This window comes from Terriglobus sp. RCC_193, from assembly GCF_041355105.1.
Taxonomy (GTDB): Bacteria; Acidobacteriota; Terriglobia; order Terriglobales; family Acidobacteriaceae; genus Terriglobus.
Genome location: NZ_JBFUPK010000001.1, coordinates 804,335 through 817,147, shown reverse-complemented (window position 1 = coordinate 817,147; position 12,813 = coordinate 804,335). Strand labels below are relative to the sequence as shown.

Sequence of the window (12,813 nt, the reverse complement as noted above, 5' to 3'; positions counted from 1 at the left end):
AAAGGCCACGCCCTACTGCACCGTGACAGACACGGCTGCGGTATGGCGTGCGGCCACTGGCGCATCGATGGCGGCTCCCACCACCTGGAAGGTCAGCGTTCCCAATGGCGTACCTGAGTTCGCCGTCCCGCCATCTCCATTGTTTGAGTTTGAGGCGGAGTTTTCCCCACATCCACCGCTCAGCAATCCAACGGCTAACAGAAGCACCAGCAGCGCAGCTACACGCCGCCTGCGTCCGCCCGCAAGCAACAGAGCAAACACGCCCGCAGCAGAAGCGCCAAACGCAATACGGCTGGCACTCTTCGTAGACGTCGTCGCCTTGGTTGTGTTGATCGTCATTACCGCAGACGACCCCGTGGCAACGCTCGCAGGCGCGATGGAACACGTGGTTTCCGTACCGGCCGGTGGCGTGCATCCCAGCGCAATGGTCCCGCTGAAACTATTCACTCCCGAGACAATCACGCTTATCTGCGCCGAGCCACCTTGCGAAACCGTTGTTGTCGAAGGCAAGAAAGACAACGCGAAATCACCCATGTTTACGACTGTGGCCGCGGTGGTTCCTTTGTTGAATGCAGTATCGCCGGAGTAGATGGCAACGATGCTGTGCGAGCCAGCCCGCAACCCCGTTGTGGACAGAGACGCATAAGCCGCGTTCAAGCCGTTGGACAGCAGCGCGGCGCTTCCCAGATTCACCACGACGCCGTTGTACGTGTCATAAAAAATCACTGTGCCGGAAGGCACCAACGTTGCAGTCGATACTCCAGAGGCGACGGTAGCAGTCAGCGTAATGTTCTGCCCCACGATGCCATTGGTCGTACTCGGCGTCACGGACACCACAGCATCCAGCGGCAGCGGCACCACGGTGATCGCGTCGGAAGTGCTTCCATTCCAGTTCGTATCGCCGCTGTACACCGCAGTCACGCTGGTCGCGGTAGCGGAAGTGAACGTAACCGATGCCGTAGCAACTCCGTTCGCCACGGCGCCCTTGCCCAGATACTTGTTTCCCGCGTAGAAGCTGACCGTGCCGCTATAGGTATACGTGCCCGTACCAGTGCCGGAGTTAGCCACCGTGGCAGAGATACTCACCGGCACGCCGGCCTGCGGTGAAGAAGGTACACCCGTAATCGTCGTCTTGGTGTGTCCCGGTATTGTGGTCAGGCTCACCGTCGCCGTATTGCAGGTGATGTTTGTATTGCAGGTAATCGTAATGGTGTATTTGCCCGGCGGCGGCACAGGGAAAGAGATACTCGCCGTCGAAGTCGTTGCACCGGCACCTGTGGCAGCAAGCGTCCCCGTATAAGTACCGTTGTTTCCGCTGATCGTCGCAGTCACAGTACCAGCCGGGGCAGCACTACCGCTCGATGCTGTCGCGCTGATATTGATGTTGGCGTTATATCCGTAAGGCACCGATCCTGTCGGCGAGATCGTCGCTGTAATCGTCGCTGTCACAGGCGTGATCGTGATCGTAACCGCAGGCGAGCTTGTCGATGCTGCATAGTTCGTATCGCCGCCATAGGTTGCTGTCAGCGCATGGCTGCCCACGGCCAGCGTGCTGATCACAATGCTCGCAGAGCCACCGCTCAGCGTTCCGGTACCCACGACACCGCTGGCGTCGCTGAGCGTAACTGTGCCACTTGGCGATACACCAGACGCAGCATAACTCGCCGGTGTCACCACCACGTTCAGCGTAAAGCTGGTGCCATACGGCCCGGTATATCCAGACGAGGAAGTCAGCGCAGTCGTCGTCGAAATCAGCGTCGTCGTTGCATCTGCCGTCACTGCATTCGAAGTCGCTGCATTGAAATTCGTATCGCCGCCATACACTGCAGTCAGCGTATGCGTCACAGTGGACGTGACAAACGGCCGCACCTGGGCAGATGTCGATACACTCGCCGCCAGCGAACCAGAGAACGTGGCAGTGCCGCTTGTATTCAACGTGCCTGTGCCAATCTTCGTGGTGCCGTCCATGAATGCGACCGATCCTGTGGCGATCGTGGAAGAGGTGCTTGTTACTGCTACGGCCAATCCGACCGTTGCGTCCGTCGGTGACGATGCAGTCTTCGTCAGCGTCACGGTCGGCGTGATCTTGCTTGTATCAATCGCATTGGAAGTTGCAGTATTGAAATTCGTATCACCGGCGTAAACAGCGGTCAGAATGTACCCGACTCCGGAGGTATAACCGCCGGTATACGTCGCCACGCCGGAGCTATTCAGCGTTGCAGTGCCCAGCGCCGTGCTGCCATTCAGAAACTGCACCGTCCCCGTGGGAATAGTGGATGTTCCCGAAGGAGGCGTCACTGTCGCGGACAGACTCGTACCCGCCGTTACGACTGCAAGCACCACGCTCGGTGTCACCTTCGTGGTGGCGTTCGCGGTGGCGGTTGCTGTGTTGTAATTTCCATCACCGCCGTATGTCGCGGTCACTGCATGGGTCGCTCCGCTACCCAGTGCGCCGGAATAAGTCGCCACACCAGAGCTGTTCAGCGTGCCGTTTCCGATGGCCGTTCCGTTATCCAGAAACTGCACTGTTCCCGTCGGAGCAACCGTTCCAGTTCCCGCTGTCGTTGGCGCAGTCACCGTTGCTGTCAGCGCCGCAGCGGTTGATGTTCCGGTCTGCGTCAACTTCATCGCAGGTGCGCCCTTGCCCACGGTCACGGAAAAGGTGATCGGTGAGTGGCAGGAAAAACTCGCGTCCGCAGTGCAATTCGCCTGGAAGTTAAACGTACCCGCATTCGTCGCAGGAACACTCACGCTCGCCGTTGCCTGTCCGCTTGTCGAAGTTCCCAACGTCCCAGTGAATGAGCTTGACCCAATGGCCGTTCCATAAGGCCACACCGTCACCGTTCCCGACGGCGTACCAATACCACTGGTCGAAGAAACTGCCACCGATATCGACATGGTGGTCCCTACAAGAGGCGTGCCATTCACCCCGGCAACCACTTTCGCCGCTTCGGGCTGAATCGTCGCCGTATCGACATTCGTGGTGCTGCCCGCATACGTGCTGTCGCCGCTATACGTGCCATAAAACCCGTACAAACCACCCGCAAGGCTATTCGTGGAATACGTGGCGACACCATTCGTCATGGCCACAGAGCCCAGCGTGCCGCCCTGCGAACTGGCAAACGTCACCGTTCCCGTTGGCGTTCCAGAACCACCTGTAATGGTCGCGGTAAGCGTGATCGTTTGCCCGTGCGTAAGGTCGCGCGACGACAGCACAATCACGCTGCTCAACGGGTTCGTCGAACCCACCGCCAGTGCCTTCACCAGCTTCGCCACATCCACCGTGCCCAAACCATCCGCAGCCGTCCATGTGCCATCCGCCACGGATGGATCCGCATGCGTGAACACGCCCGGTTCCGGCGCAACCTGGTAAAAGCGCGCAGCAATCTCGCCCTGTCTGCCCGAAGTGGTCGTCACAGAGGCCAGCCCCGCAGCAAGTGCCGCAACATCTGTCACCGCTGCATCCGGCGTGGCACGCAGTCCATTTGCGGGCAATCCCTGCGCTGTCTGCCAATCCGGTCTCGGTGTTTCTTCTTCCGCATCGTCCGTGGCAACGGCTGCCGACTTCACCACCAGCAACGCCCGTTCTGGCACCAGCAAAGACGAGGAGCCCGACAGAACCACAGTCTGCCCCTGCGCCGCGGCTTGTTCCAGCACTGCAGTCAGTTCTTCCGCAGAAGCAGACGTCTTCGTGAGATCCGCCGTCAACACCGCGGATGTATTCGCATCTACGGAATCCGCAAGAGCAGCCACGGAATCCGTCGAAATCGCTGTCGTTTCCAAACCGGAGACTGACTCCACAATGCCTGCCAGTGCATTCGGAATACTCGGCGTTCCCGTCACCGAAACCGCGTCACCAGAAGCTAACGCCATCCGATGCAGCGACACGGCAAAAGCCGCTTCCGTCTGCTGCGCTGTTCCGCTCACATTCAGCCGCATTCCACTGGCGGCAACCGAATTCACCTGCAGCCCCTGCGATTGCAACCATGTCATTACCTGCGCCACGCCGTCAGAAGAAGGTGCAAACCGTTTCGCGAATGCATCCGGGGTTAGCCATTGGTGATACTGGCTGTTCCCTTTCGTCTTTACATCCGCAAAAAATGCGTCCAGGTCCGCCTGCTGTGCCACCGTCCGCTTCAGCGTGATGGCAATCGACGGCACCTTCTGTGAAGCCGCAACTTCACCCGCATCCGTGCCCAGCGACGCACTTTGCACCTGCGGCAAGGCAGTTCGCCCATCCTGGGCAATGGCGACGCACGGAAGCATCATCAGCAACGCCACTCGAAGCAGCACACGAAAACCGGCAGGCATAACACGAAGGAAAGATTGCATCAATGGCATAAAGGGATGACAACCCAGTTTCCCCCGCCGGTCGGTCTCAAGGCAAGCACCATCGTTTTCAATACATCGCAATTCCACCACACCCTGTCCGTCGTAGCATCAGAACATGAACCACTTCGGCATCGTCATCATGGCCGCGGGCAAAGGCACCCGCCTGAAAAGCGCTCTCCCCAAGGTCCTCCATACGGTCGGCGGCAAGGCTCTTTTGCTGCACGTGATCGACGTAGCCAGGACTGCCGTCACCGCCGAAAACATCCTCGTCGTTGTGGGGCATCAGGCAGACCGCGTGGAAACAGCCGCAGCTCCTACCGGCGTGCGTTTCGTTCTGCAACCGGAACAGCTTGGCACCGGTCACGCGCTGCAATGCGTACAGCGCTGGTTCCAGGACAACAAAGTCGCACCGCCAGAGAACCTGCTGGTACTCTCCGGCGACGTCCCGCTCATCCGCCCGGAAACCATCGCAGAGCTACGCGACATGCACCTGCGCGAACACGCCGCCATGACCATCCTGACCGCCATCCCGGAAGACCCCTCGGGTTACGGCCGCGTCCTTCGCAAGCAGGATGGCTCCGATGATGTTGCGGGCATCATCGAGCAGAAGTCGCTCTCGGACGACATGCTGGCCACGCCGGAGCGCCTCCGCGAGATCAACAGTGGCATCTACGCCTTCGATACGCAAAAGCTCTTTGACCGCCTTGGCCGCCTGCAAAACACGAACTCCTCCGGCGAGTTCTATCTCACCGATGTCGCCGCAATGCTGGTCAACGAAGAGGAGCGCGTCATCGCCATCCCGGTCGACTCCGTCGACGAAGTGCTTGGCGCCAACACCATCGCAGAGATGATGCATCTGGACGCCAGCCTTCGCGAACGCACCACCGCAAAGTTAATGGCGCAGGGCGTCACCATCTTTCGCCCAGAAACCGTCACCATTGACGCCAGTGTCGAAGTCGCCGCAGACACCATTCTGGAGCCATTCACGCAGCTTCTGGGCAAAACAAAAATCGGTCCGAACTGCCGCATCCGCTCGTATTCTGTCATTGAAAACTGCGTCATTGGCGAAGGCGTTCTCATTCGCAATGGCAGCATCCTTGCCGACTCCATCATTGGCGATGGTGCGCAGCTTGGCCCCTACTGCCATATCCGCCCGGAAAGCCACATCGGTGCAAAGGCGCACGTTGGCAACTTCGTTGAGACAAAGAAGACCACGCTTGGCGAAGGTTCCAAGGCCAACCATCTCGCCTACCTCGGCGATGCAGTGATCGGCACTGGCACCAACATCGGCGCAGGCGTCATCACCTGCAACTACGACGGCGTGAATAAGCACCGCACGACCATTGGTAATGACGTTTTTGTAGGCTCTGACTCAACTCTGGTCGCGCCTCTTACTGTAGAAAGCGGAGCGTATATCGCCGCAGGAAGCAGCATCACCGATGACGTCCCGGCAGACGCACTCGCGCTTGCACGAGCCCGCCAGGTGACCAAACCAGACTGGGCAAAACATAAGCGAGAAGCCCTAAAACAAGCCCGCAAGTCCCACACCTAGTCAGTTCGAGTAACGGAGTCGACAACTCGTCCTAGAGCGACGTCATCGGCTCTTCGCTCACATATGTGCTTCCATCCGGCAGTTCCGAGACGATCCACACGCCATGGAACGCGCCGCGCAGTTCCGGATAAGCAGCGACGATTGCCTTCGCCGCAGCTGTATTCCGCGCACGCGAGGCTACTGGATCATTCAACACAGTATCCGCCTTCACATGTGCCAGTACGTCCAGCCCCGCGTTAGCCGGTGCATTCTCCGCGCCGAACGCTGTCACACGCACTTCCGCACTTTTACCATCACCAATCACCAACGGCTGTTGCGTGGTGATCCCTGAAGATAGCGCCGGCGGCGCAGACTTTCCGCGCTCCTCCTGCAACTTATCCAGATGCGTGCTCGAAACAAACGACACGGGCTTCAGCAATTGCTCCGCCGCGGAGTAATACACATACGCGTTCCACGCCTGTCTCTTCGCCGCATACTCTCGCGCTGTCTTCCAGTACCAGAGTCCATCGTGGCCAGCCACAGTTGTCGCACGAGGAAACAGTCCACCAAGCTGCCACTGCCCCGGAGCACTCTCACGCAACAACAACGCAACCTGCCACGGTTCGGCAACACCCACCGTATTCAGCACCACCAAACCGTATTTACCCGACGGTAGCGATGGAATCAAAAAACTGGTCTGTGAAGCGCCGCGATTCAGGCTGCAGAAGAACTGCGCGTCCTGCGCATCACCCCGCAACGACGAGGCATCCAGTAACCACACTGTCTCTGGCGCGAATTTTGCGCCCTGCAGATGCGATGTCGACCGCTGCATGACGCCTGCGATGCCGGAAAAATCGCTGGCAAACTGCGGCATCGTCTGCGCCTTCACGCCGTCGGCGTTGTTCGCCGCTGCCAGGATCGCAAGATTCTCTGCCGCGCGTACCAGTCCGTCGCGCACAGCGGGTTCCATGGCCGCCTGCGTCGTGCAGGTTTCCGCAAACAGAGGAGCTGCCCCAAGCAGGAGCACAGGCAGCCATCGAACACATCGCATCGTAACTTTCATGGACCTCAGCAACGGCAATCCCTCACCGTGGTTGCTAGTCTAGTACAGACGTTCTCCATTGCCACCGTGTGAGCCGGACGGCAATACGAAACGTCTTATCGGAGGAATGGCAATGCGACCCGCGCCAATTACGTTCTTCCTCTTCTGCGTGCCTCTCCTTGGTGCACAGGTCAGGCCCTCCGCGGCTCTTCCGGCAACCGCGCCGACGCAGTCCGTCTCGAATCTGCCCTCAGCCCAGCCCAATGCCGTCGCAACCGCCCCCGGCGCAGAAAGCCAGGTCACCTGGGATGGGTCGCTGCTCACCATTGAAACCAGCGGTGAAGCCATGCCAGAGCTTCTTGGACGCGTCGCCCGCCAAACTGGCATGAAGATCACAGGCGGTGTACCCGACGAACGCGTCTACGGAAAATATGGTCCAGCATCAGTGCAAACCGTTCTTGCCCAGCTTTTCGACGGCCTGGCCATCAACATGATGCTGATAAACGAAACCTCGACCAAGCCCAAAGAATTATTGTTGACCATCCGCTCTGGCGCTCCGACACCACCCTCCACACGCCAGGTGGCGAACGATTTCGAGCCACGCCGCCCGGATCCAGTCCGCGCGGTTCCGCCACCACCACTTGCCAATCGCACACAACGGCCTCCGCAAAATCCATCCAGCGGATCGCAATCGGCCTTCCCGCCACTGTCGCCACCGCCCGCTGAAAACACTGCATTCACGAATAACGGTAATGCTGAGACCACAGCCCCCGGCAACACAGATAATGGCAACAGTTCATCGAGCACTACGGACAGCAGCCAGCCGCAGTCACCTAATGGCGTGAAAACCCCGGAACAGATATTTGAAGAATTAAGAAAGCGCCAGCAGAAGAATCCGCAGTAGGCGCAGAAAAAGGCGGCTGGATGAGCCGCCCTTCGGGGATGAAATCTCTATTGGGTTAAGCCAGGTCCACCGCGGTGGCAGCCGCCATGCGCGTCGCCTCTCGCTGTGCAATTCTCTGCTGTGCCACCTGGATGGAATGGATCCGAAAGACGTGGAACATGCCCACGCAAAGACCATATGCCAGCAGAACACCAAAGCTAAGACTTGCCAGAACCGCACACATCAACATCAACGTCGTCACTGCCGTCTACTCCTGTCCTGAAAAAGAAATGCAATCAAAGTGCCAACCTGCGACCGGGGGAACGTAGTCTCAGGCAAATTCAGTGATAATCCACAATTTCGCCGCGCGGGAGTACCTATGCAGATACCTTACTCCCCGACATTCCCAGCGTTATCGCAAACACTTCCAGTATGCCGCATCTGCAAGAGTGGCGCGGATAAAGTACCCTAGAATATGCGGCCCAACACCGCCGCCACACGCTATGAGCATCTCTCAAATTACCGTACGCGGCGCGCGGCACCATAACCTGAAAAATATTGACGTCACCATCCCGCGTAACTCGCTGACGGTGGTCACCGGCCTCTCCGGGTCGGGAAAAAGTTCCCTGGCGTTCGATACAATTTACGCAGAAGGCCAGCGCCGCTACGTAGAAACTCTCTCCGCGTATGCGCGTCAGTTCCTCGATCAAATGGAGCGTCCGGACGTCGACTCCATCGACGGCCTCTCCCCCGCTATCTCCATCGAGCAGAAGACTACCTCGCGCTCGCCGCGTTCCACCGTCGGCACCATCACGGAAATCTACGACTACCTGCGCCTGCTCTGGGCCAGCGTCGGCAAGCCCCACTGTCCCCAGTGCGGCCATGAGATCAGCCGCCAGTCGGCCGACCAGATCGTGGAGCGCATCGTCGCGCTCAAACCGGGTGAACGCATCACCGTCCTCGCACCCATCGTCCGCGGACGCAAGGGTGAGTTCCGTGAAGAGCTGGAATCCCTGAATCAGCAGGGTTTCCGCATCCGTATCGACGGCGAAATCACGGAAGTCACCGAAGGTATGCGCCTGGAGAAGCGCAAGAACCACACCATCGAGGCGATCGTCGACCGCGTCATCCTGAAGCTGGATGCCGAGGGCAAGCCTGACACGCGTCGCCTCGAATCCAGCGTGCAGAAGGCGCTGCAGATGGCCAATGGCCTTGTCGTCATCGCCATCCACGGCATGGACGAGACGCTGTACTCCACCTCCATGGCCTGCCCGGATTGCGGCATCAACGTCCCCAAGCTGGAGCCGCGTTCCTTCTCCTTCAACTCCACATACGGCGCCTGCACCGAATGCAACGGCCTCGGCAGTATCTACGACTTCGACCCCGGCAAGACCATCACCGATTGGTCGAAGCCACTACTCGATGGCGCGATGGGACCTGGCTCTGGTTCGGCCTACTTGCTCCGACTTATCAAACTCTTTGCAGACAAGAACAAGATCAACCTGAAGGTGCCATTCGAGGACCTCTCCGAAGCCCACCAGAAGCTGCTGCTCTATGGGCCGCCGCGCGCCGAAGCCGGGCGTACCGGCTTCCATGGCATCTTCGGCTACCTCCGCGACACGCTGGAAGAGTCCAAGTCCGATACCTTCCGCGAGTACTACATGCAGTACATGTCCGCGACGGAATGCCCTGCCTGCGGCGGCAAACGCCTACGCCCGGAATCGCTCGCCGTTAAGGTCGATAGGCAGTCTATTAGCGACTTCACGTCGCTCGCACTGGACGAGGCCATGCAGAAGGCGAAGACCTTCCACTTCACAGGACGCGAGAAGCTCATTGCCGACCGCCTGCAGAAGGAAGTGATCGAGCGCCTTGAGTTCCTTAACGCTGTCGGCCTCAACTACCTCTCGCTCAACCGCAGCGCCGCAACACTCAGCGGCGGCGAAGGCCAGCGCATCCGTCTGGCCACACAGATTGGATCGCGCCTGCGCGGCGTGCTCTACGTACTGGACGAACCCAGCATCGGCCTCCACCAGCGCGACAACATGAAGCTCATCGCCGCGATGGAGAACCTGCGCGACCTTGGCAATACCGTCCTCGTCGTAGAGCACGATGAAGACACCATCCGCAAGGCCGACTACGTCCTCGACCTTGGTCCCGGTGCGGGCAAGAACGGCGGCTACCTCATCGGCGCTGGCACACCGGCGCAGATTGCAGCGAATACCGAATCTGTCACCGGCAAGTACATCTCCGGCGAGATCGATATCCGCAGCAACGACGCTCCCCGCGCTCTCAGCGGCAAGGAGATCGTCGTCCACGCTGCGCGCGGACACAACCTGAAGAACGTTACCGTCGGCTTCCCACTCGGGGCTCTCGTGGTTATCACCGGTGTCAGTGGCAGCGGCAAGAGTACGTTGGTCAACGACACCCTGTACCGCTCGCTGGCGAAGCATCTCTACCGCAGCAAGGAAGAGCCACAACCGCACAACCGCATCACCGGCATTGAGCAGATCGATAAGGCCGTCGAGATCGACCAGTCGCCGATTGGGCGTACGCCGCGCTCTAACCCGGCGACGTATACCGGCGTGTTCACGCAGATCCGCGACTACTTCGCCATGCTGCCCGAGTCACGTGAGCGTGGCTACAAGTCCGGGCGCTTCTCCTTCAACGTGCAGGGTGGACGCTGCGAGGCTTGCCAGGGCGATGGACAGCGGCGTATCGAGATGAACTTCCTGCCGGATGTTTACGTCCTGTGCGAGGTCTGCAATGGCCGTCGCTACAACCAGGAAACGTTGTCGGTGAAGCTCAACGGCTATTCCATTGCAGACATTCTGGACCTGTCCATCTCCGATGCGCTGGATGTGCTTGGCGATATTCCTAACATCAAGCAGAAGCTACAGACGCTGGTGGATGTTGGCCTTGGATATATTCACCTTGGCCAGTCGGCAACGACGCTCAGCGGTGGCGAAGCACAGCGCATGAAGCTGGCGAAGGAACTCTCCAAGCGCCAGACGGGACGCACACTTTACCTGCTGGATGAGCCAACGACAGGCCTGCACTTCGACGATGTGCGCAAGCTGCTGGAAGTGCTGCAAAAGCTTGTCGATCTTGGCAATTCTGTTCTTGTGATCGAGCACAATCTCGATGTGATCCGCAACGCGGATTACCTGATCGATATGGGGCCTGAGGGCGGTTCGGGTGGCGGTACTGTGGTGGCGTCCGGTACACCGGAGCGGGTGAGCAAGGTGGCTGCGTCGCACACCGGGCAGTTCCTGGCCAAGCTGTACCGTGGGCGCCCGGGCAGCGAGCGCGCGGCTGCACCAGCTTATGTGGAACCAGTGGTGGTGAAGACCGAAGTAGCAAACCCGACCAAGTTCGCGCCCTCCGCGGAAGAACGTGCTGCACGCCGCAAGGCCGCAGCGAAGAAGTCTGCCGAGAAGAGCAAGGCCAAGAAAGCCGCTGCCAAAACTGCCGCGAAGTCAACTATAAAGACGACAAGGAAGAAAGCCGAGTGACGGAACCTCAACCGAATGAACCCAGCGTTGCGCATGATGGCTTCCGTCCGGAAGACCACTTCGTCATCCGCTCGCAAACCGATGAGGCATCTTCCGCTTCCGCACAGCATTCCGATGCATTCCCGAACCCGGCGTTCACCCGTCTCTCGGACGATGTGCCTCAGGATCTGCTGACGCATCAGCCGCGCCAGCCCAACCTGGGTTATTCCGCTGCCCTGCTCTGCATTGGCGTTCTGGTGCTCTTTGGCGTGTCGGTGTTCATCGGGTTAGTCGGTGTCGTCACGCACGCTAACCTGAACGTCAACTCTGCGGCTGTGCCTCGAGCCAGCATCCTGATTGAGGCGTTCACCTTCCTCATCACCTACGGCATCGCTTACATTGCGTTCCCACGCTTCTGGCAACGGTCATTCGGCCAGGTGATCCACTGGAACCCGGCGGCGATGAAAGAGCATGTGCCGCAGCTCATCGGCATCGGCATCGCCTTGAGTGTTGTGGCGCAGGCGCTGGAAAGTCTGCTGACGCTGCCCAAGGAGATGCCGGTGGATGCGTTCTTCAAGCAGCCGTCGACGCTTTGGATCATCGCCATCTTCGGCACGTTTGTGGCTCCTGTCTGTGAAGAAGTCTTCTTCCGCGGCTTTCTATTGCGCGGCTTTGCCATCTTCTTTGACTGGATTGCACTGCCAAAGACCGATGAGGCGCGCGAGTGGTGGCGATCGACCAGTGGGCTGTCGCAGCGGAGCATGATCCTGAGCGGTGTTGTAACCAGCGGACTGTTTGCCGCTATGCACGCGGCACAACTTGGATGGGCATGGAATGCGGTGGGCGTGTTGTGGATTGTCGGCGGTGGACTGACTTACGTCCGCATCCGTTACAACTCAGTTGCCGCAAGCTCTGTGGTTCATGCGGCCTATAACGGGCTGCTCTTCGCCATCATGTTTGCGATTACGGGCGGATTCCGCCATCTGGACAAGCTGGCAAACCACTGATTCCTGTACCCTCCCCCTTCCCCCTATTTTTCTAAAATCGTCTTTTGATTGGGGTTAGGGTTTTGGTGGCTGTAAAATCGTCTGCCTGTTGGGGTTAGGGGTAAAATCGTCTTTTTAAAAGGGTTAGGGCCGCGCTTTGCGTGGCCCTTTTCTGTTCTGTTTCTATTTTAGTGGTTTGGTGGAAATAACCTGCCAACTCCATTTCTTTTGGTTTGTTCGGGTTGGGTGGTTTGGGGGCTTGACAGGTTCTGACGCCTTCGGCGTGGTGCCAGCCATGGTCTTCTGTGGGTGCGCGGGGTTTGTTTCATGCTCCTGTTTGTCTTTTTGGCCGCGCAGTTTTCTTGGTTTGGGTTTTATGGCACGGCTGAAGCCGTGCCCCTTCAAAGAAGACGCGCTTTGCGCGTTGGAGCTTCGCCTTGCGAAGCTGGTTCTGGGTTTGAGGCTGGAAGCTTGTGGCGATCTTGGCGGGATGAGGGTTCGTCGGGATTCTTCGCTGCGCTCAGAATGACGGTCTTGGAGAGCATGTG

At 59.0% G+C, this 12,813-nt stretch carries 7 protein-coding genes; 4 read left to right on the top strand and 3 right to left on the bottom strand.

The genetic code is table 11. From position 1 onward, the window contains the following. Positions 1–12 precede the first annotated feature (12 nt). On the bottom strand, positions 13–4,311 hold the full coding sequence (locus AB6729_RS03380) for an Ig-like domain repeat protein (RefSeq protein WP_371080148.1): 4,299 nt from the start codon (positions 4,309–4,311) through the stop codon (positions 13–15). Positions 4,312–4,447: 136 nt separating this feature from the next. On the opposite strand from AB6729_RS03380, the gene glmU reads away from it, so the two are divergent. Continuing rightward, entirely contained in the window at positions 4,448–5,884 is a 1,437-nt protein-coding gene (gene glmU, locus AB6729_RS03375) for a bifunctional UDP-N-acetylglucosamine diphosphorylase/glucosamine-1-phosphate N-acetyltransferase GlmU (protein ID WP_371080147.1), read from the top strand. A gap of 31 nt (positions 5,885–5,915) precedes the next feature. Here glmU and AB6729_RS03370 read toward each other — a convergent pair whose 3' ends face one another. Next, positions 5,916–6,914 carry a hypothetical protein gene (locus AB6729_RS03370; RefSeq protein WP_371080146.1) on the bottom strand — a complete coding sequence of 333 codons (999 nt, stop codon included), beginning with the start codon at positions 6,912–6,914 and terminating at the stop codon, positions 5,916–5,918. A 124-nt stretch (positions 6,915–7,038) separates the two neighbouring features. Between AB6729_RS03370 and AB6729_RS03365 the strand changes: the two genes are divergently transcribed. Beyond that, a complete protein-coding gene (locus tag AB6729_RS03365; RefSeq protein WP_371080145.1) occupies positions 7,039–7,809 on the top strand; it encodes a hypothetical protein in 771 nt (256 codons plus the stop codon). A gap of 55 nt (positions 7,810–7,864) precedes the next feature. Here AB6729_RS03365 and AB6729_RS03360 read toward each other — a convergent pair whose 3' ends face one another. After that, on the bottom strand, positions 7,865–8,050 hold the full coding sequence (locus tag AB6729_RS03360) for a hypothetical protein (RefSeq protein WP_371080144.1): 186 nt from the start codon (positions 8,048–8,050) through the stop codon (positions 7,865–7,867). A gap of 241 nt (positions 8,051–8,291) precedes the next feature. Between AB6729_RS03360 and uvrA the strand changes: the two genes are divergently transcribed. After that, positions 8,292–11,300 (top strand): excinuclease ABC subunit UvrA, encoded by a 3,009-nt coding sequence (gene uvrA, locus AB6729_RS03355; protein WP_371080143.1) that lies wholly within the window; start codon positions 8,292–8,294, stop codon positions 11,298–11,300. Then, complete coding sequence (locus AB6729_RS03350; RefSeq protein ID WP_371080142.1) at positions 11,297–12,286, top strand: lysostaphin resistance A-like protein; 990 nt, start codon at positions 11,297–11,299, stop codon at positions 12,284–12,286. The genes uvrA and AB6729_RS03350 overlap by 4 nt, the downstream gene beginning before the upstream one ends. Positions 12,287–12,813 lie beyond the last annotated feature (527 nt).